Source organism: Alloalcanivorax venustensis, assembly GCF_047495515.1.
Taxonomy (GTDB): domain Bacteria; phylum Pseudomonadota; class Gammaproteobacteria; order Pseudomonadales; family Alcanivoracaceae; genus Alloalcanivorax; species Alloalcanivorax venustensis.
Genome location: NZ_CP179934.1, coordinates 1,409,906 through 1,432,967, shown reverse-complemented (window position 1 = coordinate 1,432,967; position 23,062 = coordinate 1,409,906). Strand labels below are relative to the sequence as shown.

The 23,062-nt window shown below is 66.7% G+C and carries 28 protein-coding genes, 1 tRNA gene and 1 riboswitch; of the genes, 17 read left to right on the top strand and 12 right to left on the bottom strand.

The genetic code is table 11. The features are described from left to right. Positions 1–28 precede the first annotated feature (28 nt). The 6 genes from sufC to ACMG4O_RS06855 are packed head-to-tail and all read left to right on the top strand — an operon-like array spanning position 29 to position 4,683. Positions 29–799, top strand: a complete 771-nt coding sequence (gene sufC / locus ACMG4O_RS06880) for a Fe-S cluster assembly ATPase SufC (protein WP_370183970.1) — start codon at positions 29–31, stop codon at positions 797–799. Beyond that, positions 796–2,061 carry a Fe-S cluster assembly protein SufD gene (gene sufD / locus ACMG4O_RS06875; RefSeq protein ID WP_414434712.1) on the top strand — a complete coding sequence of 422 codons (1,266 nt, stop codon included), beginning with the start codon at positions 796–798 and terminating at the stop codon, positions 2,059–2,061. The genes sufC and sufD overlap by 4 nt, the downstream gene beginning before the upstream one ends. Then, complete coding sequence (locus tag ACMG4O_RS06870; RefSeq protein ID WP_323745373.1) at positions 2,058–3,272, top strand: aminotransferase class V-fold PLP-dependent enzyme; 1,215 nt, start codon at positions 2,058–2,060, stop codon at positions 3,270–3,272. The genes sufD and ACMG4O_RS06870 overlap by 4 nt, the downstream gene beginning before the upstream one ends. A 34-nt stretch (positions 3,273–3,306) precedes the next feature. Then, positions 3,307–3,675 (top strand): HesB/IscA family protein, encoded by a 369-nt coding sequence (locus ACMG4O_RS06865; RefSeq protein WP_142948488.1) that lies wholly within the window; start codon positions 3,307–3,309, stop codon positions 3,673–3,675. A gap of 1 nt (position 3,676) precedes the next feature. Then, positions 3,677–4,231 (top strand): putative Fe-S cluster assembly protein SufT, encoded by a 555-nt coding sequence (gene sufT, locus ACMG4O_RS06860; RefSeq protein WP_142948487.1) that lies wholly within the window; start codon positions 3,677–3,679, stop codon positions 4,229–4,231. Next, positions 4,231–4,683, top strand: a complete 453-nt coding sequence (locus ACMG4O_RS06855; RefSeq protein WP_414434711.1) for a SufE family protein — start codon at positions 4,231–4,233, stop codon at positions 4,681–4,683. Before sufT ends, ACMG4O_RS06855 begins: the two co-directional genes overlap by 1 nt. Here the strand turns inward: ACMG4O_RS06855 and ACMG4O_RS06850 are convergent, their stop codons facing one another. The 3 genes from ACMG4O_RS06850 to iscR form a co-directional block, all read right to left on the bottom strand. Continuing rightward, complete coding sequence (locus tag ACMG4O_RS06850; protein ID WP_414434710.1) at positions 4,684–5,250, bottom strand: heme NO-binding domain-containing protein; 567 nt, start codon at positions 5,248–5,250, stop codon at positions 4,684–4,686. Positions 5,251–5,381: 131 nt separating this feature from the next. Continuing rightward, positions 5,382–6,542 carry an IscS subfamily cysteine desulfurase gene (locus ACMG4O_RS06845; protein WP_142948485.1) on the bottom strand — a complete coding sequence of 387 codons (1,161 nt, stop codon included), beginning with the start codon at positions 6,540–6,542 and terminating at the stop codon, positions 5,382–5,384. Positions 6,543–6,570: 28 nt separating this feature from the next. Next, entirely contained in the window at positions 6,571–7,047 is a 477-nt protein-coding gene (gene iscR, locus ACMG4O_RS06840) for a Fe-S cluster assembly transcriptional regulator IscR (RefSeq protein ID WP_142948484.1), read from the bottom strand. 253 nt (positions 7,048–7,300) lie between these two features. Between iscR and ACMG4O_RS06835 the strand changes: the two genes are divergently transcribed. Then, positions 7,301–7,377, top strand: a tRNA-Met gene (locus ACMG4O_RS06835). 524 nt (positions 7,378–7,901) lie between these two features. Here ACMG4O_RS06835 and ACMG4O_RS06830 read toward each other — a convergent pair. From ACMG4O_RS06830 to ACMG4O_RS06815, 4 genes are read right to left on the bottom strand one after another with little or no spacing between them, the layout of a single operon-like run. Next, on the bottom strand, positions 7,902–8,513 hold the full coding sequence (locus ACMG4O_RS06830; RefSeq protein WP_370183959.1) for a TPM domain-containing protein: 612 nt from the start codon (positions 8,511–8,513) through the stop codon (positions 7,902–7,904). Next, a complete protein-coding gene (locus ACMG4O_RS06825) occupies positions 8,513–9,295 on the bottom strand; it encodes a TPM domain-containing protein (RefSeq protein ID WP_185956973.1) in 783 nt (260 codons plus the stop codon). The genes ACMG4O_RS06830 and ACMG4O_RS06825 overlap by 1 nt, the downstream gene beginning before the upstream one ends. Beyond that, positions 9,292–9,882 carry a LemA family protein gene (locus tag ACMG4O_RS06820; protein WP_414434709.1) on the bottom strand — a complete coding sequence of 197 codons (591 nt, stop codon included), beginning with the start codon at positions 9,880–9,882 and terminating at the stop codon, positions 9,292–9,294. Before ACMG4O_RS06820 ends, ACMG4O_RS06825 begins: the two co-directional genes overlap by 4 nt. Beyond that, positions 9,879–10,226 (bottom strand): GIY-YIG nuclease family protein, encoded by a 348-nt coding sequence (locus ACMG4O_RS06815; RefSeq protein ID WP_255442690.1) that lies wholly within the window; start codon positions 10,224–10,226, stop codon positions 9,879–9,881. Before ACMG4O_RS06815 ends, ACMG4O_RS06820 begins: the two co-directional genes overlap by 4 nt. Positions 10,227–10,313: 87 nt before the next feature. Here ACMG4O_RS06815 and ACMG4O_RS06810 point away from each other — a divergent pair, with 87 nt between their 5' ends. The 10 genes from ACMG4O_RS06810 (at position 10,314) to ACMG4O_RS06765 (ending at position 20,352) form a co-directional block, all read left to right on the top strand. Then, positions 10,314–10,715 carry a hypothetical protein gene (locus tag ACMG4O_RS06810; protein ID WP_067607508.1) on the top strand — a complete coding sequence of 134 codons (402 nt, stop codon included), beginning with the start codon at positions 10,314–10,316 and terminating at the stop codon, positions 10,713–10,715. 111 nt (positions 10,716–10,826) lie between these two features. Beyond that, entirely contained in the window at positions 10,827–11,039 is a 213-nt protein-coding gene (locus ACMG4O_RS06805) for a hypothetical protein (protein WP_142950122.1), read from the top strand. Between the two features lie 59 nt (positions 11,040–11,098). Beyond that, complete coding sequence (locus tag ACMG4O_RS06800; RefSeq protein WP_228548068.1) at positions 11,099–11,434, top strand: hypothetical protein; 336 nt, start codon at positions 11,099–11,101, stop codon at positions 11,432–11,434. Positions 11,435–11,463: 29 nt separating this feature from the next. After that, positions 11,464–12,237 carry a dienelactone hydrolase family protein gene (locus ACMG4O_RS06795; protein ID WP_142950121.1) on the top strand — a complete coding sequence of 258 codons (774 nt, stop codon included), beginning with the start codon at positions 11,464–11,466 and terminating at the stop codon, positions 12,235–12,237. Between the two features lie 198 nt (positions 12,238–12,435). Next, a riboswitch (guanidine-I (ykkC/yxkD leader) is annotated at positions 12,436–12,546 on the top strand. 54 nt (positions 12,547–12,600) lie between these two features. Continuing rightward, on the top strand, positions 12,601–13,416 hold the full coding sequence (locus ACMG4O_RS06790; protein WP_142950120.1) for an ABC transporter permease: 816 nt from the start codon (positions 12,601–12,603) through the stop codon (positions 13,414–13,416). A 10-nt stretch (positions 13,417–13,426) separates the two neighbouring features. Further along, complete coding sequence (locus tag ACMG4O_RS06785; RefSeq protein WP_142950119.1) at positions 13,427–14,212, top strand: ABC transporter ATP-binding protein; 786 nt, start codon at positions 13,427–13,429, stop codon at positions 14,210–14,212. 36 nt (positions 14,213–14,248) lie between these two features. Beyond that, a complete protein-coding gene (locus ACMG4O_RS06780; protein WP_414434708.1) occupies positions 14,249–14,968 on the top strand; it encodes an urea amidolyase associated protein UAAP1 in 720 nt (239 codons plus the stop codon). A gap of 17 nt (positions 14,969–14,985) precedes the next feature. Beyond that, positions 14,986–15,621 carry an urea amidolyase associated protein UAAP2 gene (locus ACMG4O_RS06775; protein ID WP_414434707.1) on the top strand — a complete coding sequence of 212 codons (636 nt, stop codon included), beginning with the start codon at positions 14,986–14,988 and terminating at the stop codon, positions 15,619–15,621. Positions 15,622–15,710: 89 nt separating this feature from the next. Then, entirely contained in the window at positions 15,711–19,301 is a 3,591-nt protein-coding gene (gene uca, locus ACMG4O_RS06770) for an urea carboxylase (RefSeq protein WP_335629673.1), read from the top strand. Positions 19,302–19,374: 73 nt separating this feature from the next. Next, positions 19,375–20,352 (top strand): alpha/beta hydrolase, encoded by a 978-nt coding sequence (locus ACMG4O_RS06765; protein WP_414434706.1) that lies wholly within the window; start codon positions 19,375–19,377, stop codon positions 20,350–20,352. 15 nt (positions 20,353–20,367) lie between these two features. Here the strand turns inward: ACMG4O_RS06765 and ACMG4O_RS06760 are convergent, their stop codons facing one another. From ACMG4O_RS06760 to ACMG4O_RS06740, 5 genes are all read right to left on the bottom strand, one after another. Beyond that, positions 20,368–20,766 carry a VOC family protein gene (locus tag ACMG4O_RS06760; RefSeq protein ID WP_370183933.1) on the bottom strand — a complete coding sequence of 133 codons (399 nt, stop codon included), beginning with the start codon at positions 20,764–20,766 and terminating at the stop codon, positions 20,368–20,370. 95 nt (positions 20,767–20,861) lie between these two features. Continuing rightward, positions 20,862–21,662 (bottom strand): glutamate racemase, encoded by an 801-nt coding sequence (murI, locus tag ACMG4O_RS06755; protein ID WP_414434705.1) that lies wholly within the window; start codon positions 21,660–21,662, stop codon positions 20,862–20,864. 95 nt (positions 21,663–21,757) lie between these two features. After that, positions 21,758–22,630 carry an alpha/beta fold hydrolase gene (locus ACMG4O_RS06750; RefSeq protein ID WP_414434704.1) on the bottom strand — a complete coding sequence of 291 codons (873 nt, stop codon included), beginning with the start codon at positions 22,628–22,630 and terminating at the stop codon, positions 21,758–21,760. Then, complete coding sequence (locus ACMG4O_RS06745) at positions 22,627–22,815, bottom strand: DUF1272 domain-containing protein (protein ID WP_142950112.1); 189 nt, start codon at positions 22,813–22,815, stop codon at positions 22,627–22,629. Before ACMG4O_RS06745 ends, ACMG4O_RS06750 begins: the two co-directional genes overlap by 4 nt. A 13-nt stretch (positions 22,816–22,828) precedes the next feature. Then, a complete protein-coding gene (locus tag ACMG4O_RS06740) occupies positions 22,829–23,008 on the bottom strand; it encodes a hypothetical protein (RefSeq protein WP_142950111.1) in 180 nt (59 codons plus the stop codon). Positions 23,009–23,062: the final 54 nt, after the last annotated feature.

Here is a 23,062-nt window from a genome sequence, read left to right as displayed (position 1 = left end):
ATCAAGTCAATCGAAAGGCGTTTTACACATGCTGGAAATTCGTGATCTGCACGCCGCCGTAGCCGGCGAACCCATTCTCAAGGGCCTGAACCTGACCGTGAACGCCGGTGAGGTGCACGCCATCATGGGCCCCAACGGCTCCGGCAAATCGACGCTGGCCAATGTGCTGGCCGGCAAGGACAACTACGAGATCACCGGCGGCGACGCCCTGTTCGAGGGCAAGAGCCTGGCCGATCTGGAGCCCGAGGAGCGCGCCCAGCTGGGTCTGTTCCTGGCGTTCCAGTACCCGGTGGAGATCCCCGGTGTGTCCAACATGGAATTCCTCAAGGCGGCGCTGGAAGCCACCCGCAAGGCCCAGGGCAAGGAAGAGTGGGATTCGGTGACCCTGCTGCGCAAGGCCCGCGAAACCTGCAAGCAGGTGGACCTGGACCCGCAATTCCTTAAGCGCGGCGTCAACGAAGGCTTTTCCGGCGGCGAGAAAAAGCGCAACGAAATCATGCAGATGCTGCTGATGGAGCCGAAGCTGGCGCTGCTCGACGAGACCGACTCCGGCCTGGATATCGACGCCCTGCAAACCGTGGCCCGGGGGGTCAACTCCCTGCGCAGCCCGGAGCGCGGCATCGTGCTGGTGACCCACTACCAGCGCCTGCTGGACTACATCGTGCCGGACTTCGTGCACGTGCTCTCCAACGGCCGGATCATCAAGTCCGGCGGCAAGGAGCTGGCCCACGAGCTGGAAGAACACGGCTACGGCTGGCTCACCGGCGACCGGAACGACGGTAAGGACCAAAGCGCATGAGTGCATTGCTTTCCCCGGAGGACCTCAAACGCCAGGCGCTGGCGAATGTCCAGGACGCCACGGAGAGCAACGCGGAGAACCCGGCGTTGACGGCATTGCGCGACAGCAGCCTGGCGGCGCTGAAGGCGGCGGTGTTCCCCGGCCGCAAGACCGAGCAGTGGAAATACACCTCGCTGCAGCCGCTCGCCGACGGCCACCTGAACCGGCGCGCCGCGGCCGCCGCCACCCCGGCGGATTTGCCCAAGCTGGGTGACTACCGCCTGGTGCTGGTCAACGGCCGCCTGGACGAAAGCACCAGCGCCCTGCCCGACGGCGTCACCCTGAAGCGGGAAGCGTCCCGGCTGGAGGGCCTGACCACGCCGTTCGCGCTCTACAACGGCGCCGCGCTGGACGACGCCGTGACCCTGGAAGTGGCCGCCAACACCGACGTGGCCGGCACCGTGCAGGTGATCCATTACGCCGACGGCGACCAGCCGGCGCACTGCAACACGCGCCTGGAAGTGGTGCTCGGCACCGGCAGCCGCATGACGCTGATCGAGCAGTACCTGGGCCGGGGCCCGGTGCTCACCAACGCGGTGACCGCCATCGAAACCCGCGACAACGCCCATCTCAGCCATTACCGGCTGCAGAGCGAAGCCCGCGACAGCCTGCACATCGGCACCCTGCTGCTGCGCCAGAGCGGCGTCAGCCGCATCGACAGCTACCAGCTGATGGCCGGCAACCGGCTGCGCCGCAACGACGTGCGCGCCTTTATCGACAAGAGCGGCGCCGAACTGAACATGAACGGCATTTTCGTGGCCCGCGACCGCACCCACATCGACAACCAGCTGTGTGTCGAGCACCGGGTGCCGGACTGCACCTCCAACCAGGTGTACCGGGGTCTGGCCGGCGAGAAAGGCAAGGCGATCCTCAACGGCCGCATCCATATCCACCCCGGTGCCAGCGGCACCCTGGCGGAGCTGAGCAACAAGAACCTGTTGCTCAACCCGGGCGCCGAGATCTACACCAAGCCGGAGCTGGAAATCTACAACGACGACGTGAAGTGCGCCCACGGCGCCACCGTCGGCCAGCTGGACGCCGGCCAGCAGTTCTACCTGCAGGCGCGCGGCGTGCCGCTGGCGGAAGCCAAGCGCATGCTCAGCCTGGGCTTCGTCAACGAGCTGGTGATGGGCCTGCCCGACCAGACCGTGGCCGACTGGGCCCAGCCCTGGCTGGCCGGCGAGCTGGGCCAGAGCCGGGGCGCCGACGAGGAGGCCGCATGAGCCTGGACGTGAACGCCCTGCGCGCGCAGTTCCCGGTGCTCCACCAGGAGGTCAACGGCAAGCCGCTGGTTTATCTGGATAACGCCGCCACCACCCAGAAACCGCAGGTGGTGATCGACGCGGTGAGTGAGTACTACCGCACCGTGAACAGCAACGTGCACCGGGCGGCGCACTATCTCAGCGACCACGCCACCGCCGGCTTCGAGGCGGCCCGCGCGGACCTGGCGGCGTTCATCAACGCCGCCCGCGAGGAAGTGATCCTCACCAAGGGCACCACCGAAGGCATCAACCTGGTGGCGCAGTGCCTGGGCCGCGAACGGCTGCAGGCCGGCGACGAGATTCTGATCACGGCGCTGGAGCACCACGCCAATATCGTGCCCTGGCAGCAGGTGTGCGAGCGCACCGGCGCCACGCTTCAGGTGACGCCGCTGCGCGAGGACGGCAGCGTCGACACCGACGCCTTCCACCAGCTGCTCAGCGAGCGCACCCGCATCGTGGCGCTGTCCCAGGTGTCCAACAGCCTGGGCTCGGTGACCCCGGTGGCGGAACTGGTCAAGGCGGCCCGCGAAGCCGGCGCCTGGACCCTGGTGGACGGCGCCCAGGCGGTGGGCCATTACCCGGTGGACGTGCAGCAGATCGGCTGCGATTTCTACGCGTTTTCCGGCCACAAGATGTTCGGCCCCACCGGCGTGGGCGTGCTGTTCGGCCGCCGCGAGCTGCTCGACGCGATGCCGCCCTATCAGACCGGCGGCGAGATGATCGAGACGGTGAGCTTCGAAAAGAGCACCTGGAACCAGCTGCCCTACAAATTCGAGCCGGGCACGCCCAATATCGCCGGCGTGATCGGCCTGGGCGCCGCCACCCGCTGGCTGCAGCAGCAGGACCGTACCGCCCTGGCCACCCACGAGGACGCGCTGCTGGCCTCCGCCAGCGAGCAGGCGCGGGCCTTCGACGGCTTGAAAATCATCGGCGACGCCGCCACCAAGGTGGGTGTACTTTCCTTCTTGCTGGACGGCGCCCACCCGGCGGACGTCGGCACCCTGCTGGACCAGCAGGGCGTGGCGGTGCGTACCGGCCATCACTGCTGCATGCCGCTGATGGACCGGCTCGGCATCCCTGGCACCACGCGGGCGTCGTTCTCGATTTATAATACCCTGGAAGAGGTGGACCAGCTGTTCCAGGCACTGCACAAGGTCCGCTCCTTTTTATAGGGGCGTTATTCAGAACTCTCCGGAGGCGATCACTATGACGGTACAGACATTCGTACCCGGCCAGGTCGAGATCAAGATGACCGAGGCCGCCCGCAAGCAGGCGCAGCGCGAACTCGAGCGCGCGGCGGCCGGCGGCATTCGTCTCGACCTGGATGAATCCGGCTGCTCCGGCTACATGTATGAGCTGGAATTCGTCGACCAGCCGGTGGCCGGCGACAAGCACTTCGACGTGGAAGGCGTGCCGCTGTACGTGCCGGAGAAATGGCTGGCAATGCTCAACGGCCTGGAAATCGACTACGTGAAGGAAGGCGTCAACAGCCTGTTCAAGTTCCGCAACCCGAACGCCACCGGCGAATGCGGCTGCGGCGAGAGCTTCACCGTCGAAGACATGGACGAGGTCTGATTTGGCCAACGCATCCACTGAACAGCGCACCGTGGTGGTGAGCCGCGACGTGCCGGCGCGCCTGGTGCCGGACGGCACGCGCATCACCATCCACAAGAACAGCTTCGTGAACCTGCGCCAGGCGCTCGGCGGCACCTACACGGTGACCCTGAACGGCAATATGGCGCGCATCGACGGCACCGACGCGGACGCCATCGGCCAGGCGCCGCTGGAGCTGGACTTCGATCCGCCGGAGGCGGACGGCAGCGTGCGCGAGGCGGACCTGAACACCGCGCTGGGCACCATTTTCGACCCGGAAATCCCGGTGAATATTCTCGACCTCGGTCTGGTATACGGCTGCGACGTGATCCGCCGCGAGGACAAAAACGTGGTGCAGGTGCGCATGACCCTGACCGCGCCCAACTGCGGCATGGGCCCGGTGCTGGTCGGCGACGTGGAAGACCGGCTCGCCAAGGTGCCCAACGTGGATGAGGTGGAAGTGGCGCTGCTGTTCGACCCGCCCTGGAGCCGCGACATGATGACCGAGGAAGCCCAACTCGAATTGGGATTGTTTTAATGAGTGAATTCGATATCCGCCAGATCAAACTGGGTGAAGACGTGACCGCCGAGGCGATCCACGAGGACCTGGAATTTCTGGACGATTGGGAAGAGCGCTACCGCTATATCATCGACCTGGGCAAGCAGTTGCCGGCGATGCCCGAGGACCTGCGCACCGAGGAGCGCTTCGTGCGCGGCTGCCAGAGCCAGGTGTGGCTGCTCACCGACTACGACGAAGACCAGGACAGGCTGTACCTGGCGGTGGAATCCGACGCGGTGATCGTGCGCGGCCTGGCGGCGATCATCCTGGCGGCGCTCAACCGCAAGACCCCGTCGGAAGTGGCCGCCTACGACATGGACGACTTCTTCCAGCAACTCGACCTGCTGCGCCACCTGAGCCCCACCCGCGGCAACGGCCTGCTGGCCATGGTCGGACGCATCAAGCAGGAGGCCGCCTCCCTGGCGGCCTGACTAGACCGCCGACAGCGACGCCTTGCGCTGCGCCGGCACCAGACGCACCACGAAACGGCGCTGCCCTTCCCCGGAGGCGTCTTCCATCAGCTCCGCGGTTTCCCCGAAATAACCGGCCACGCCGTGCACCGCGCCGAGCGCCAGCGCGCTCATGTCCCGGTGTGACCGGTAGCCGATTTCCAGCACGCCGGGGGCCAGCTCCCGCACCTCGATGCGCGGCGGCCGGGCTTCCGGGTCTTTCAGGCGCACCACCTTCTGATGCACCTGTTCTTCCACGTTGAGCAGGAAATCCCGGGCGTTCCAGTGGCGCGGGATCAGCGCCCGGTACATATTGATCAGCGGCGGGATCACCCATTTGCCGAACGCTTCGAGCAGGTCGTTGCGGTGCAGCGCGGTCTCGTCCTCCAGGGCCGCCACCAGGGCGTCCATGTCACCGTCCGGATAGAGCCGCACCGGCACGTAGACCTGGTCTTCCAGTCCGGCGGCGGCCTGGGCGTTGTCCCAGCAATCCGGACCGAACCGTTCCACGGCGAATTGCCGCAGGTGATAAAGAATCACCCCATGCATGCGTTGCTCCTGTACCTTTTTCGCTTTTTTTACAGAGAGTCTTTACAGAGAGTCTTCACGTAGACAAAGCAAGGGGCGGGCCAGCCCCCGGGTGGGACGGAGCGCCCCGGCGCCCCGACAGGCGGGCGTTGTCAGGCGCGGCTGCGGGCCGCGTCACGGAGCCGGGTGACGGCCTCCGTCACATTCTGCCCGGCCCGGTCCACCTCGTCCTCGCCGGTGAACCGGCCCAGGGACAGCCGGATCGCGCCATGGGCCAGGTCGTCGGCCAGCCCCATGGCCTTGAGCACATAGGACGGCTCCAGGGAGGCGGAGGTGCAGGCGGAACCGGTGGAGACGGCCACCTCGGTGAGCGCGGTGAGCAGCATCTCGCCGTCCACGCCCTCGAACGCCACGTTCAGATGGCCGGCCAGGCGCGGCGCGTCGCGCCCGTTGAGATGCACGCCGGGCAGCGTCGCGATCCGGTCCCAGAGCCGGTCACGCAGCCCCGCCAGGCGCGCCTGCTCGGCGTCGCGCTCGGCCACGGCCAGCGCCAGGGCTTCGCCCATGCCGACGATCTGATGGGTGGCCAGGGTGCCGGAGCGCATGTTGCGCTCGTGGCCGCCGCCGTGGATCTGCGCGCTCAGGCGCACGTCCGGATGCCGGCGCACGTACAGCGCGCCCATGCCCTTGGGGCCGTAGAACTTGTGCGCGCTCAGCGACAGCATATCCACCGGCGTGGCGCGCACATCCAGGGGCAGCTTGCCGGCGGTCTGGGCGGCGTCGCTGTGGAACAGCACGCCGGCCTCGCGGCAAATCGCGCCGATGGCGTCGATATCGTTGATCACCCCGGTTTCGTTGTTGGCGTGCATGATCGACACCAGCACGGTGTCCTCGCGCAGGGCGTCCGCCACCGCCCGGGGGTCGATGCGACCGTCCGCCCCCGGCGCCAGGTAGGTCACCGGCACGCCGGAACGCTCCAGCCAGCCGCAGGGATCGAGCACCGCCTTGTGTTCGCTGGCGGCGGTGATCACATGGCCGCCGCCGCGCTGCTCCACCACGCCCTTGATGGCCAGGTTGTCGGCCTCGGTGGCGCCGCTGGTCCAGACGATTTCACGGGGGTCCGCGTTGAGCGCGTCGGCCACCTGGCGGCGGGCGTTTTCCACCGCCTCTTCCGCCAGCCAGCCGTACAGATGGCTGCGTGATGCCGGATTGGCGAAGGTGCCCTCCGGGCCCAGGTGGCGCATCATCACCTCCACCACCCGGGGGTCCACCGGGGTGGTGGCGGCGTAATCCAGATAAACCGCTTGCGACATGGTCGGTGACTGCTTCTCGAAAGGTAGGTTAAAGCGTGCTGATCGGTACCCGGTTCTGGTACGCGCTCTGGTGCGCGTCCTGACGCTGGGCCACCGCTTTCACCTCATGGCGGGCGACCAGCTCGCCCAGGCTGATGCCGGACAGGAAGTCCTGGATCTGATCGGACAGATCGCACCACAGATGGTGGGTCAGGCAAGTGTGCCCTTCCTGGCAATCGCCCTGGCCGCCGCAGCGGGTGGCGTCCACGGATTCGTCCACCGCCTCGATCACCGCCGCCACGTCAATCTGGCCGCCCGGCCGGCTGAGACGGTAGCCGCCGCCGGGACCGCGCACGCTGGTTACCAGCTGGCGCCGGCGCAGCTTGGCGAACAGCTGCTCCAGATACGAAATGGAAATGCCCTGGCGCTCGGAAATGTCCGCCAGGGATACCGGGCCGGCATCCGCGTGCAGAGCCAGGTCCAGCATGGCGGTGACCGCGTAGCGGCCTTTGGTGGTCAGACGCATACCCACACCTTTGGTACGTGAATATTCGGTTAGCGTAGTAAAAACCGACTAAATCGGTCAAGTATTATCTCACAATAATTGATAATTATTCTCATGTAAATGCCGCCCGGCCCGGCGCACGAAGTCCCGGCTGCACAATAATTCGTCGGCCGGACCGGCCGCGCCGGGGAAACGGGCTCTGCATTCTTGACAGCGCCGGGGCGCTCGCGGACAATTCGCGGCCTTGAAGGAACCCTGGGTTCCAGAGTTTGATGGCAAGGTAGCTCAGCTGGTTAGAGCACAGCACTCATAATGCTGGGGTCGGCGGTTCAAGTCCGCCCCTTGCTACCATCTACGAAGAAGGCCGCCCAAACGGGCGGCCTTTTTTGTGCGCCCCTCTTCTGGGATCAGATCTTGTGGGAGCGGGCCCAGCCCGCGAAAGGGTGGCTTTGAGCCACCCGGCAGGATACCAGAGGCCTCTTTTTCCAGTGTCCGGCGCTCCGTATCGGAGACGCGGTGCAATGGTGGTGCCTTCCGGGACCGCTCAAGCCATCCATGGCCGCTGTTAGTTTGGCCCTCCCTGGCCAAACAGCTCCCTCCAGGCACCACCATTGCCCCGCTCACTTGGCAGCGGAACCGCCACGGGTCAGCTCCACCCTTTCAGAGAGAGCGCCCGGACCTTTCTACGAAGCTCGGATTGTAGGAGCTTGCCTTGCAAGCGAAATGCCGGCTTGCCGGCCGGCTGGATCCCAGAGGCTGATGGTGCTGCTGTCAGACATCTCTGGGATCCTGCCGGGAGCTTCGCTCCCTTTCGCGGGCGGGGCCCGCTCCCACAAGGCCCACCCGCACCAGGATGCCCGGTTAGGGGCAGCCGGTTAAAGGATAACCAGGTGATTGGGCAGCTCGTTTTTCTTTTCGGTGGCCGGCACCTTGATGATCAGCTGGTCGCCGCAGGAGGCGATGCACTCCAGGAAGCCGTTGAGCACCTCGCCCTGCTGGACGTGGGCGGTGAAGGTGTCGACGATCTTCTTCCAGGTTTCGTCCGGCACATGCTGGGCCACGCCTCGGTCGACGAGAATCTCCACGTAGTGCTCCGCTTCGCTGACGAAGATCAGCACGCCGTGGCCGCCACGGGTGTGGTGCAGGCCCTGGTCGAGGAAGGTGCGCCGGGCCAGGTTGGCGGCGCGCCAGTGCTTCACGCGCTTGGGCACCAGCTTCATCATCAGCGGTGGCCAGCGGAACAGCACCGCCAGCACCACCAGCACGGTCCACTGGGCGAGCAGGGTTTCCAGGGCGTCCAGGCCCACCGGCATGAACGCCAGCGCCAGGGGCACCAGCAGCGACAGCAGCGCCGCCCACATCATAGGGATGTAGCGGTAGTCGTCAGCCTGGCGGGCCAGCACGGTGACCACCTCGGCGTCGGTGTCTCTTTCAATGGCGGCAATCGCCCGGGCGACCCGTTTCTGGTTCTCTTCATTCAATAACATTACCAACCTCCCGAGGCGCCACCGCCTCCGAAACCGCCACCGCCGCCGCCGAAGCCGCCGCCACCGAAACCACCGCCGCCTCCGCCGCCGAAGCCGCCCATGCCCATGGGCAGGAACATCAGGCCGGCGCCGCCGCGGCGGCCGCCTTTACGGCCCAGGCCACCGAACGACAGAAAGAAGGTGAACACCACCAGGCCGATCAGGTAGAGCAGCGCCTGCAGGCTGGAGGCTTCTTTCCGGTCGGCGTCGCCGCCACCGGCCGGGGCCTGATACTCGCCCTGGATGGCGGCGAAGATCGAGGTGAGGGCCGCGTTGATGCCGCCGGCGAAATCCCCTTGCCGGAAGGCGGGCTGGATGTCGTTGCGGATGATGCTGGAAGAGGTGGCGTCGGTGAGCGCCCCTTCCAGGCCGTAGCCCACTTCGATACGCACCTTGCGCTCGTTGGGCGCGACGATCAGCAGGGCGCCGTTGTCGGTGCCCTCCTGGCCGATGCCCCACTCGCGGCCCAGCCGCACGCCGTAATCGGCGATGTCATAGCCCTGCAGGTCCGCCAGGGTGACCACCACGATCTGGTTGGAGCTTTGTTGCTCTTCGGCGGCCAGCCGCTCGGTGAGCGCCTGTTCCTGGGCCGGCGACAGCAGCTCGGCGTTGTCGACCACGCGGCCGGTGAGTTCCGGGAAGTCCGGGGCGGCGGACACCGGCAGCGCCAGCGCCGCCAGCATCAGCAGGGCGCCGAGCCGCAGCGCGGCGCCGAGACGGTTGGGGGTCAGCGCGGTACTCATTCGAAGTTAACGGAGGGCGCCTGGTCGGCGTTCTCCGTGGTGGCTTCGAAGTTTTCGCGCTGTTCCAGTTCGCTGTACAGCACGCTGTGCCAGAGGCGGCCCGGGAAGGTGCGGATCTCGGTGTTGTACTGCTGCACCGCCTGGATGTAATCCCGGCGCGCCACCGCGATGCGGTTCTCGGTGCCTTCCAGCTGAGCCTGCAGGGTCAGGAAGTTCTGGTTGGATTTCAGGTCCGGGTAACGCTCCACCACCACCATCAACCGCTGCAGCGCGGAGCCGAGCTGGCTCTGCGCCTGCTCGAACTGCTGGAATTTCTGCGGGTCGTCGAGAATGCTCTCGTCCATTTTAATCGAGCCCACCTTGGAGCGGGCCTCGGTGACCTCCACCAGCACTTCGCGCTCCTGGTCGGCGAAGCCCTGCACGGTGTTGACCAGATTGGGCACCAGGTCGGCGCGGCGCTGGTACTGGTTCTGCACCTGGGACCAGGCGGCCTTCACCTGCTCGTCGTAGGTGGGAATATTGTTGATGCCGCAGCCGGCCAGCGATACCGCCAGCCACATCAGCATGAAAGCACGCCAAAAGTTCATTCCGGGTTCTCCAATTCAGAAGTGGACGCAGTCAAGCAATTCCCCGGTGGATTAGCAACCGAAACCCCGGTGACCGCCTGAATCAGTTTTTCCTTGCGCGGGCGGGACAGGGCCTTGAGGCGCACCTCCAGGCGGCCGGCGGCGGCCCGCCCGGGCACCGCCACGCACATCACCAGGGCCACCGGCCGCCGGGCGCGGGTGTAGCGGGCGCCGCGCGGGCCGTCGTTGTGTTCCTGCCAGCGGCGCAGCACGTCGGTGGTGACGCCGGTGTACAGGGAGCCGTCGGCGCAGCGCAGCATGTACACCCACCAGTCGCCGGCCGCCGGCGCCGTGCTCTGTTTCACGGTTTTACACCTGTTTTCCCGGGAGTTGCTATCATCAATGGATATCTTCGCATTGAAACAACAATAGCCTGAAACAAGGAGCTTCGCATGATCACCTACCTTTATTGGCTGCTGGTGGCGGCCGCTATCTTCCTGGCCCTGTTCGGCATCGGCGTCCGCATGGGCAAGTGGAAACCGGCGCTCATCACCGCCGTGGTGATCTGGCTGCTCAGCACCCTGCTCTACTATTTTTGGCTGGAACAGATTTTCGTCAAGCGCCTTGGCGGCACCATGAACGTGACCGTGGAAGAAGGGCACCAGCACGTGGCGGCCACCTGGAAAGGCGACAACCTGTGGATCGAAAACTACGACCCGGAGACCAACCGCTGCATCTTCCAGGAATATTCACGGGGTAACGTGCTGGAAGGCAAGGTGGTGATCAAGAACTGCAACCCGCTGCGCGCCGGCGACACGCCCGCACCTTCGGAGACCCTCGGCAAGGGCCTGTAAGCCTCCCCGGGCGCGAGGCGACCCCGCTGAAAACGCCGGCGGCGGCCGCCTTCGCGCCGCCTTGACCCGGCGCCGACCACTATTCCCGCACACATCAAGGGGGAGGTGGTTATGATCCGATATTCAGTGCTGGGGCTGCTTATGCTGGTGGCGGGCATGGCAAGCGCCGGCGAGCCGCCGCGGCTGCCCTCCCTGGACGCCGCCGATGAAGAAACCGAGTCCCAGGACAGTTGGCCCTCCGGCCGGAATGTTCCCACCGGCATCCGCGCCAACCAGGGCCTGCCCCTTCCCGATGTCGCCGGCGCCACTGTCTATACCTTTTAGGCCCATCGGGGCCCGGCGTCTTCTCGCCCCTGCCTTGCACTGCTATGGTGGAAGGCTACTTGCCCGATCCCCCCGACCCGATGAAAGTCCGCAATAGTAAGGAACAGCAGCGCCGGCGCCTGCAACGGGATATGGAGCGTTTCCTCTCCCACGGCGGACGCATTAAGGAAGTGCCGCACGGCGTTTCCGGCAATGACCCGGCGCAGCCCCAGGGAAAGCGTGCTTTTCCGTTTTCCCAGGCGCCACGCGCCACCCGCACGGACATTTCAGCGGTGGCGGCGGCGATTGACGCGCGCAAACGCAAAACCACCCGCCCCACGCACAAGCGCCGGCCACGGCGCAAACTGATCTATGACGATTTCGGCGAACCGTTGCGCTGGGTGTGGGACGAGTGAGATCACCACCAACCAAGAAGGATGCGACCATGAAACGACTGAGTATTGTGCTGGGCCTGCTGATGCTGAGCGGTATCGCCATCGCGGACGTGGCGGAAAAGACCGTGAAACTGCCCGGTGGTCTGGGCAAGGGCGTGCTGTTCATGGACGAGGACCTGGACCGCACCACCGCCGGCGTGATCGTGGTGCACGAATGGTGGGGCCTTAACGACTACGCCCGCAACCGCGCCCGCCTGCTCGCCGAGGAGGGCTATGTGGCCCTGGCGGTGGACATGTACGGCGACGGCCAAGTGGCCAGCCACCCCAAGGACGCCAAGGCGTTCATGGAGCAGGCGTTGTCGGAACCGGAAAAACTGACCGCGCGCTTCAACGCCGCCAAAACCATACTGCGTGATCAGCAGTACGTGGACGACGAGCGCATCTTCGCGGTGGGTTACTGCTTCGGCGGCGGCGTGGTGCTGGAGCAGGCGCGCAAGGGCAACGACCTGGCCGGCGTGGCCAGCTTCCACGGCACCCTGGGCACCAACCAGCGCGCCGGCGAAGGCGACATCGACGCCCGCGTGCTGGTGGCCACCGGCCAGGCCGACCCGATGGTGCCGGCGGACCAGGTGAGCGCCCTGGTGGAAGAGCTCACCCAGGCCGGCGCCCAGTTCCAGCTGCTCAGCTTCCCGGGCGTGCAGCACGGTTTCACCAACCCCAAGGCGGACGAAACCGGCAAACGGTTCGAGCTGCCGCTGGCCTACGACAAAGAGGCCGATCTGGTGAGCTGGGAAGCCCTGATGGACTTCATCGAGCAGCCCTGATTCCCACCCCGGCGCCCCACCCTGGGGCGCCGGGCACCAATAAAGCGCACACCACTGCCCCAAAACGACCCCGTCACGCCCCGCCTGCGGGCGCCAGCCCTTACAAAACAACACCTTGGCCACCCTGGCATCGGTTTTGCTGTATCGATGTCAGGAATCGAATGGCCGGTTTTGCCATCACGACTCGACAATTTGCTATCAATGGATCGCTAGGGTTCCGGTCGGCAACGCCGATGCCTGGTCCGAGAGCGGTCGACCTTCGCCCGGCGCGCCGGGGAGGTTACACGGCGGGACAAAAGCCCGGGAGGACATGGTGACGCCCTGTCATTGGATTCCTCATCGCCTGTAACCAAGGAGGTCGCCATGAAGAAACTGATCAACCGCCAGGCCGGACCGGTGGGCCGCTGGGCCCTCGGGCTGCTGCCCTTCGTGATCCTGGCGGTGTTGTACCTGGTCGCCTCCGACGCACGACTGGACGCGAACCCCAACGACAAACTGCTGCCTTCCCTGAGCAGCTTCTCCGACGCCATCGAGCGCATGGCCTTCGAGCCCAGCAAACGCAGCGGCGAGTACACCCTGCTGGTGGACACCCTGGCCAGCCTGCAGCGGCTCGGCATCGGCGTGGCGATCAGTGCTCTGATCGGCCTGGTGGTGGGCATCGCCACCGGCTCGCTGCCGCTGTTCCGGGCCGGCATCTCGCCGCTGGTCACCGGTATGTCGCTGGTGCCGCCGCTGGCGATTCTGCCGATCCTGTTCATCATTTTCGGGCTCGGCGAGCTGGCCAAGGTGATGTTGATCATCATCGGCATCACCCCCTTTCTGATCCGCGATCTGCAGCAGCGGGCGGAGGAAATCCCCACCGAACAGATCATCAAGATGCAGACCCTGGGCGCCAACACCTGGCAGATCATCACCCGGCTGGTGTGGCCGCAGATCATGCCGCGCCTGCTCAGTTCCGTGCGTCTGTCACTGGGCTCCGCCTGGCTGTTCCTGATCGCCGCGGAAGCCATCGCCGCCACCGAAGGCCTGGGCTACCGCATCTTTCTGGTGCGCCGCTACCTGGCCATGGACGTGATTCTGCCCTACGTGGCCTGGATCACTTTCCTGGCGTTCGCCCTCGACTTCGCCCTCAAGCGTTACTCCCAGTGGCGCTACCCCTGGTTCCACGGCGCGCAATAAGGAGACCGATATGGCTGCCATCGAGATCAAGAATCTTTGGAAGGAGTACGGCCAGGACGTGGTCCTGGAGCGCCTGAACGCCAAGGTGGAAGAAGGCGAGTTCGTCACCGTGGTGGGCGCCTCCGGCTGCGGCAAGACCACCTTCCTGAAAATGATGCTGGGCACCGAAAGCCCGACCCGGGGCCAACTGCTGCTGGACGGCAAACCGATCCCCGACGAGCCGGACGAGACCCGGGGCATCGTGTTCCAGCGCTATTCCGTGCTGCCCCACCTGACAGCGGTGGAAAACGTGATGTTGGCCGGCGAACTGGAAAGCAGCCGCTGGCTGGGCCGCGTGTTCGGCGGCAAACGCCGCGCCCTGCGCGAGCAGGCCGAGGAAATGCTCGCCTCCGTGGGGCTGGACCACGCCCTGGGCAAATACCCCCACGAGCTGTCCGGCGGCATGCAGCAACGCCTGGCGCTGGCCCAGGCGCTGATCAAGAAGCCGCGCATTCTGCTGCTGGACGAACCCTTCGGCGCCCTGGACCCGGGCATCCGCCGGGACATGCACGAGCTGGTGCTGGACCTGTGGCGCAAACAGGACCTGACCGTGTTCATGATCACCCACGACCTGGCGGAGGGCTTTTTCCTCGGCACCCGCATGTGGGTGTTCGACAAGGAACGGCTGGACCCGCAGACCCCCGGCAGCTACGGCGCGCGTATCACCTACGACCTGCCGGTGGGCAACAGCGACAAAGGCACCCTGCAGTCGATCACCCAGAGCGTGGATTCCACCGCCCGGGTGCTGGGCGCCTGATACCGACCCCGTAACCAGAGAACGAGGAGCAACCCCATGCAAACCCCGCTCTACCAATACACCCTGCCCGGCGGCGCGCACTGGTCCTTCCGGATGCGGCGCGGCACCGCCCTGCGTCTCACCGACGTGGAAGGCGGCGCCAACGTGGGCATGCTGTTCTACAACCCGGAGGAAAAGCTGGAGCGCTACAACGCCCCGGACAGCCTCAAGGGCCAGCACACCTTCAAGCTCACCCGCGGCAACTGCCTGTACTCGGACATGGGCCGGGTGTTCGCCTCCATCGTCGAGGACAGCTTCGGCTGGCACGACACCGTGTGCGGCAACCTGCATCCGGAACAGATGAAGGAGAAGTACGGCGAGCACCGCTACCAGGACCACCACAACGACTGGTACCTGAGCGGCCACACCAGCTTCCTCACCGAGCTGGCCAAGTACGGCCTCACCGAACGGGACCTGGCCGCCAACCTCAATCTGTTCAGCAAGGTGGCCACCGACGACGACGGCAAGATGTTCTTCGACCCGTCCGCGGCGAAGCCCGGCGCCCGGGTCACGCTGCGTTTCGAGATGGAAACCCTGGTGGTGATGCATACCTGCCCGCACCCGCTCAACCCGGCCACGGAATACCCGAAGAAGCCGGTGCACGTGGAAATGCTCAAGGCCGACCCGGTGACGGCGGACGACTACTGCCTGAACTTCCGCCCGGAGAACGGCCGCGCCTTCGAAAACAACCGGCTGTACTACCTGGACGAAGCCTGAGCCGTAAGGAGGACAAGATGATCAAAGAAAGCATTCTGAAACCCGAAGACGCCACCTTCCGGGAGACCGTCCCCGCCGGCGACTACTTTCTGAAAGTGGTGAAAAAAGGCGAGACGGTCCGAATCCTGGATCTGGAAGGCAACCAGGCCGCCGACACCCTGTTCTTCAACGCCGACGACAGCGCCGAGCGTTACAGCGCCATGGACACCATCCGCGAACAGGGCAACGTCTACCTCACCGCCGGCACGATGCTGCGCTCCAACCGCAACAACCCGATGCTGGAAATCACCGCCGACACCTGCGGCCGGCACGACACCCTGGGCGGCGCCTGCGCCACCGAGAGCAACACCGTGCGCTACGACCTGGAAAAGCGCTGCATGCACGCCTGCCGCGACAGCTGGATGTTGGCGGTCAACGAGCACGAAGAGTTCGGCCTCGGCAAACGGGACATCACCCACAACATCAATTTCTTTATGAATGTGCCGGTGACCGCCGACGGCGGGCTCACCTTCGAGGACGGCATCTCCGCGCCGGGCAAGTACGTGGAACTGAAAGCACTGATGAACACCACCGTGCTGATTTCCAACTGCCCGCAGCTCAACAACCCGTGCAACGGCTACAACCCGACGCCCATTGAAGTGCTGATCTGGTAACGGCGTTCACCGAAGACGCCCCCGGGGACGACCCCGGCGCAAGGAAACACAACGGCGGGACGGCCCGCCCTCGCAAGAGAGCCGACGTCATGTTCAACAAGGTTTTGATCGCCAACCGCGGCGCCATCGCCACCCGCATCATCCGTACCCTCAAGGATCTGGACGTCACCAGCGTGGCGATCTACGCCGACGCGGACACCGAATCCCGACACGTGGCCCTGGCGGACCAGGCGCTTTACCTGGGCGACGGCAACGCCGCGCAGACCTACCTGAACCAGGACAAGCTGTTCGCGCTGATGGCCGAGCACGGCATCGACGCGGTGCACCCCGGCTACGGCTTTCTCAGTGAAAACCCCGAATTCGTCGAGCGGTGCGAAAACAACGGCATCGCTTTCATCGGGCCCACCGCGCAACAGATGCGCGACTTCGGCCTGAAACACACCGCCCGCGCCCTGGCCGAGGACAACGACGTGCCGCTGCTGCCCGGCACCGGCCTGCTGGATGACCCGGCGGCGGCGCTGAAAGCCGCCGCGGAGATCGGCTACCCGGTGATGCTCAAAAGCACCGCCGGCGGCGGCGGCATCGGCATGCAGATCTGCCACGACGACGCCGGCCTGGAAAAAGCCTGGGACAGCGTGCGCCGGCTGAGCGCCAACAACTTCTCCAACGACGGCGTGTTCCTGGAAAAATACATTGAGCGCGCCCGCCACATCGAAGTGCAGGTGTTCGGCGATGGCGCCGGCGGCGCACTGGCCCTGGGCGAGCGGGACTGCTCCGCCCAGCGCCGCCACCAGAAAGTGCTGGAAGAAACCCCGGCGCCCAACCTGCCCGACGAGGTGCGCGCCACCTTGCACGACACCGCCCGCCGCCTGGTGGCGGCGGTGGATTACCGCAACGCCGGCACGGTGGAATTCATCCTCGACCAGGACAGCAACCGCTTCTACTTTCTGGAGGTGAACACCCGCCTGCAGGTGGAGCACGGCGTCACCGAGCAGGTGTTCGGCATCGACCTGGTGCGCTGGATGGTGCAGCTGGCCGCCGGCGAGCTGCCGCCGCTGGCGGGCCTGGGCGAAGGTCTCACGCCGCGCGGCCACGCACTGCAGGCGCGCCTGTACGCGGAAGACCCCAACAAGGACTTCCAGCCCAGCGCCGGCCTGCTCACCACCGCCGAGTTCCCCGAGGCCGACGGCGAGAAGCTGCGCATCGACCACTGGATCGAACCGGGCCTCACGGTCTCGCCGCTGTACGACCCAATGCTGGCCAAGCTGATCGTTTTTGAAGACGACCGCGACGCGGCGCTGGCCGCCCTGCAACGCACCCTGGAACACACCTGCGTGGAGGGCATCGAAACCAACCGCGACTATGTGCTGGCGATCCTCGCCGACCGGGCGTTCCAGAACGGCGAGATGACCACCCGCTACCTGAACGATTTCGACTACCACCCCACCACCCTGGACGTGCTCGCCGGCGGCACCCTGACCACGGTGCAGGACTACCCGGGCCGGCGCGGCTACTGGCCGATCGGCGTGCCGCCGTCCGGCCCCTTCGACGCGCTCAGCTTCCGCCTCGGCAACCGCCTGCTGGGCAACGACGAGGACGCCGCCGGCCTGGAGTTCACCCTCAACGGGCCCACCCTGCGCTTTAACCACGGCACCCGCATCGCCCTTACCGGCGCCGACATGGGCGCCACCCTGGACGGCGAGCCGGTGCCCAACTACCAGGCGGTTTCCGTCGCCGCCGGCCAGACCCTCAAGCTGGGCAAGGTGCGCGGCGACGGCGCCCGCGCCTACCTGACCCTCGCCGGCGGCCTGCAGTGCCAGCCCTACCTGGGCTCGCGCAGCACCTTCACCCTGGGGCAGTTCGGCGGCCACGGCGGGCGCGCCATCCGCACCGGCGACGTGCTGCACTTCGGCCCCCCGGCGGCGGACACGGCCCCGGTGGCGGTGCCGGACAGCCTGAAACCGGCGCTGGGCGACACCTGGGAGCTGCGCGTGATTTACGGCCCCCACGGCGCGCCGGACTTTTTCACCGACGACGACATGGCCACCTTCTTCAGCGCCGACTGGCAGGTGCACTACAACTCCAGCCGCACCGGCATCCGCCTGGTGGGCCCGAAGCCGGAGTGGGCGCGCAGCGACGGCGGCGAAGCGGGCATGCACCCGTCCAACATTCACGACAACGCCTACGCCGTGGGCACGGTGGACTTCACCGGCGACATGCCGGTGATCCTGGGGCCGGACGGGCCGTCGCTGGGCGGCTTCGTGTGCCCCGCCACGGTGATCTCGGCGGACCGCTGGAAACTGGGCCAGCTCAAGGCCGGCGACCGCCTGCGCTTCGTGCCGCTGAGCCTGGAGGACGCCGACCGCCTGGCGGCGGAACAGGACGCCTGCCTGGCCGGCCTGAGCGCGCCGACGCTTTCCCCGGCGGCGGCGCCGGTCACCACGCCGATCCTGGACCGGCTGGAAGAAAAGGAAGACGGCCCGGAGGTGGTCTACCGCGCCGCCGGCGACCGCTACCTGCTGGTGGAATACGGCCCGCTGGAGCTGGACCTGCGGCTGCGGTTCCGCGCCCACGCGCTGATGCTGTGGCTGGAAGAGGAAAAACCCGACGGCATTCTCGAGCTGACTCCGGGCATCCGCTCCCTGCAGGTGCACTTCGAGCCGTCCGTGCTGCCGCGCCGGGATCTGCTCGAAATGCTCAAACGGGCCGAGCTGACCCTGGACAAGCAGGACGACCTGGAAGTGCCCTCGCGCATCGTCCACCTGCCGCTGAGCTGGGACGACGAAGCCTGCCGCCTGGCGATCGAGAAATACATGCAGTCGGTGCGCAAGGACGCCCCCTGGTGCCCCAGCAACATCGAGTTCATCCGTCGCATCAACGGCCTGGACAGCATCGACGAGGTGAAGAAGATCCTGTTCGAGGCCAGCTATGTGGTGATGGGCCTGGGCGACGTCTACCTGGGCGCGCCGGTGGCCACCCCCTACGACCCGCGCCACCGGCTGGTGACCACCAAGTACAACCCGGCCCGCACCTGGACCGCGGAAAACTCGGTGGGCATCGGCGGCTCCTATCTGTGCGTCTACGGCATGGAAGGCCCCGGCGGCTACCAGTTCGTGGGCCGCACCATGCAGATGTGGAACCGCTTCCACCGCACCGAGGCGTTCACCCAGCCCTGGCTGCTGCGCTTCTTCGACCAGATCCGCTTCTATGAAGTGAGTGCCGAGGAGCTGCAACGGATCCGCCGCGACTTCCCCAAGGGCCGTTATCCGTTCCAGGTCGAGGAGACCACCTTCAACCTGGGCGAGTACCAGCGCTTCCTGGAAGACAACGACGCCGACATCCGCGCCTTCACCGACGCCCGCAACCAAGCCTTCGACGAAGAACTGCAACGCTGGGTGGAAAGCGGCCAGATCAACTTCGAATCCCAGCAGGACCTGAACGCCGAGGAAGCGGACAGCCTGCCGGAAGGCACTCCGGTGGAATCCCCCACTGCCGGCAACATCTGGAAGCTCACCGTGGCCGAAGGCGACCGCGTGGAAGAAGGCCAGGTGGTGGCGGTGCTGGAGTCCATGAAGATGGAAATCGAAGTGGCCGCGCCGGAAGCCGGCAAGGTGGTGCACATCGCCCGCCAGGAGGGCCAGCAGATCAATGCCGGCCAGGCGGTGATGATCCTGGGTTGAACGGCCCGGGCCTTGCGACCACCGCGATGACAACGCACAGTGCGGGCATCAGGCGCACGACGACGAGGCTCTTATGTGGCGCACCGGCCGCACCCCTCCATGGGCGCCGGCACTGGTCGGCGCCCTGCTCCTCTTGCTCGCCACGCCGCTCTGGAGTCAGCAGGACGGCGGCATGGATTTCGATCAGGTCACCGGCGGCGCACCGCCGCCGGCGCTGCACAAGTACCAGGCCCGCGACGGCACGCCCTTGCACTACCGGGAATATGCCGGCACCGGCGACGCGGCGCGGGTGATCGTGCTGCTGCACGGCTCCGGCTACCACAGCGGCTACCTGCAACCGCTGGCCTCCGGCCTGGCGGAAAGCGACGACGTGCGCGTTTACACACCGGACCTGCGCGGCCACGGCCCGGACCCGGTGCGGCGCGGCGACGTGGACTACATCGGCCAGCTTGAGGACGACCTGGACGACTTCCTGGGCTTGGTGCGCCGGGCGCACCCCGAGGCGGCGTTGTTGCTGGCCGGCCATTCCAGCGGCGGCGGCCTGGCGATACGCCACGCCGGCGGCGACCCGCAGGTGCCGGTGGACGGCTACATCCTGCTGGCGCCCTACATCCATCACAGTGCCCCCACCAGCGCGGAAAGCAATTCGGACTGGGCCGACCCGAAATTACTCCGGCTGATCCTGCTGGGCCTGCTCAACGGCGTCGGCATCACCGGCCTGAACGACCTCACCGTGATCGAATTCAACATGCCGGAAGCCGTGCGCGACGGCACCGAGACCCTGGCCTACAGCTACCGTATGCAGACGTCGATGCACCCGCGCGACGACTACGGCACCGACATCGCCGCGCTGAACGCGCCCACCCTGGTGCTGGCCGGCAGCGCCGACAGCAGCTTCAACAGCGACGCCTACGCGCCCCTGTTCCGCGAGCACACCGACCACGCCGAAGTAAAGGTGCTGGAAGGGGTCGGCCACCTGGGCCTCATCACAAGCGCCGACACGCGCGGCGCGATCCAGCAATGGCTGACCGGCCCCGTGCGGCGTGACTGATATTGAGGTAGCGGATTAGTTGTCTTCCGGACCGACCCAGAACTCCGGGTTATGGGCCACCTCCCAGAGGAAGCCGTCCGGATCGGAAAAGTAGCCCAGGTAGCCGCCCCAATGGGCTCTGTGCCCGGGTTTCACCAGGGTGGCGCCGGCCGCCTCGGCCTGCGCCAGCACCTGATCCACCTCCTGCTCCGAATGCACGTTGTGGGCGATGGTGAAGCCGGCGAAGCCGCCGCCGTCATCGGCCACGCCGGCTTCCTCGGCCATCGCCTGACGGCCGTAGAGGCCCAGCCAGGTGCCGTTCAGCGTAAAGAACGCCACTTCCGGCGGCGACGGCATGCGCGGCAACCCCAAACCCTGCTCGTAGAACCGCACCGAACGCGCCAGATCCCGCACACCGAGCGTCAATAAACTCATTCTTGGTTTCACGATACCTCTCCACTCTGAAAACTGTTCTTTTGGACAGTATTTAAAAGCACCCTTGCGCACAAGATGGAGCAACCGGGAAGCGATCAGACCGGCTGGGGCAGCGGTACCGACAGAGCGACCGGCGGGGCAAAACCGAAGGCGCGGAAACCGTGGGTCAGCCCCTCGGGGCGCGGGTCGGTGGCCCAGGCCGGTGCGAGATGTTCAGGCTGGCTTTCCAGCGGCGCGCCGGCCACCTGCGCCACGCGGCGGGCGATGGCGCTGCCGGAGTCCACCCATTGCAGCGGGCGCGGGGCGCGGGCGTCGAGCCGGTCGCGCAGCAGCGGGAAGTGGGTGCAGCCGAGCACCACGGTGTCCAGGGTCGGCGCGCGCCACAGCGGCGCCAGCCCGGCGTCGATGACGGCGTCGTCCACCGGCTCAGCGGCAAGCAACCGCTCGGCCTGCTCCACCAAACCGTCGGCGGCCACCCGCACCACGGTGCAGTGGCCGGCGAAGTCGTGGATCAGCTTGTCGGTGTAGGGGCGAGTGACGGTGGCGGAGGTGGCCAGCAGGCCGATCACGCCGCTGCGGCTGAGCGCGGCGGCGGGCTTGATGGCGGGCACCGTGCCCACCACCGGGATGGCCAGGGCGTCGCGCAGCGCGTCCAGCGCCAAGGTGCTGGCGGTGTTGCAGGCCACCACCAGCACCCGGGCGCCGCTGGCGGCCACCGCCGCCCGGCACACCTGGACGATGCGCCGCACCAGCCACGCGTCCGCCTTGGTGCCGTAGGGCAGCGCCGCGTTGTCGCACACGTAGGCGAGTGGCGCGCCGGGCATTTGCTCGCGCAGCGCCTTGACCACGGACAGGCCGCCGACCCCGGAATCGAAGATCAGAATGGGGCCGCTCACGGGCGGGCTCCGGGCGGGACGGTTGTGGTGACGGCGGAATGGCGGGCCATACGGTTACGGTCGGGTGGTTGCCGGGCGAAGGGGCAAGATTACCGCTATCGCGGGCCGGCAACAAAGGGCGTGACCAGATCGGCCACCAGCCGGGCCTGACGGGCCCAGCGGAAATGATCGGCGCGGTCGCCGAGCTGGTCGGCGGTAATCACCTGCTGGCGGAGCGGGGCGTTGCGGAATTTGTCCGTCACCGCTTTCACTGACGCTTCCGGGGCCAGGGCGTCGTCCGCCAGCCGCACCGCCAGCACCGGCCCGGTATAGGCGGCGACGGCGGCGTCCAGGTCTTCGTCCAGACCCCGGGCCTGGTAGCGGTTGTGCTGCGCCAGGGTGCGCCAGTCGTTCATGACGCCGCGCGCCTCGTTGCCGCCGAAGCCGATGCGCTCGCCGGGGAAGTAACCGAGCAGCAGGCCGGCGGCGGGAATCAGCCGGATCAGCCGGCGCACGCTTTTGGCGTCGGGCCGGGTGCGCGCGCCTTCGAACGCTTTCCACCAGGGGCTGCCGGTGGCCACCAGAATTAAACCGTGGATGCGTTCGGCAAAGCGCCCGGCGGTGATGGCGGCGAAATGGCCGCCCAGGCTGTGGCCCATCAGGTGGAGCGGCGCGCCGGGCCGCCGCGCTTCGGCCCAATCCAGCAGCGCCGGCAGGTCGTTGTCGAGCACCTCGGCGAAGCCCCAGTTCTGACCACGGCCGGGCCGCAACGCGCTGTCGCCCTGGCCGCGCTGCTCCATCACCGCCACATTGAGCCCGCTCCCGGCCAGGGTGGCGGCGAGCTTGTCGTAAAAGCGCGCCGCCACGCCCAGCGCCGGCAGCAGCACCACCGTCGGTGTGTCCGGCGCGCCCGCGTACCAGGTCACCGGCACCCGGTAACCGCTGGCGGTATCGACCTGATGGCCGGCGCCGGCGGCGGCCGCGCTCACGCGGTTTCCGCCCCTTGCGGACGGCGCGGCCGGCGCACCAGCTCACCGCCGCAGTTCGGACACAGCCCGCCCAGGGCGGTGCAGCAGTCCACGCAGAAGGTGCATTCGTAGGAACAGATATAGACTTCGCCCTGCTCGATCAGCGCGTCGTGGCAGTGTTCGCACTCGGTTTTCATTTCCAACATGTCGGTGTATCTCCTAGCGCGCTTCGACTTTCTGTTTGCCACAGCGCTCGCACTGGTAACGGGTGACCAGTTTGCCCTGCTGGCTGTCGAACCGGGTGTTCTTGACCACTTTCCATTTGTGGAAGCCGTGCTGGCACAGGCCCTTTTTGGGTTTCTTTTTGGCCGGTTTCTGGAAGGGGACCACGTCGCCCATGGTAATACCCTTGTGTTTCTGTGGACCGGTACAGGTTACTCGAATTTTTTCCGG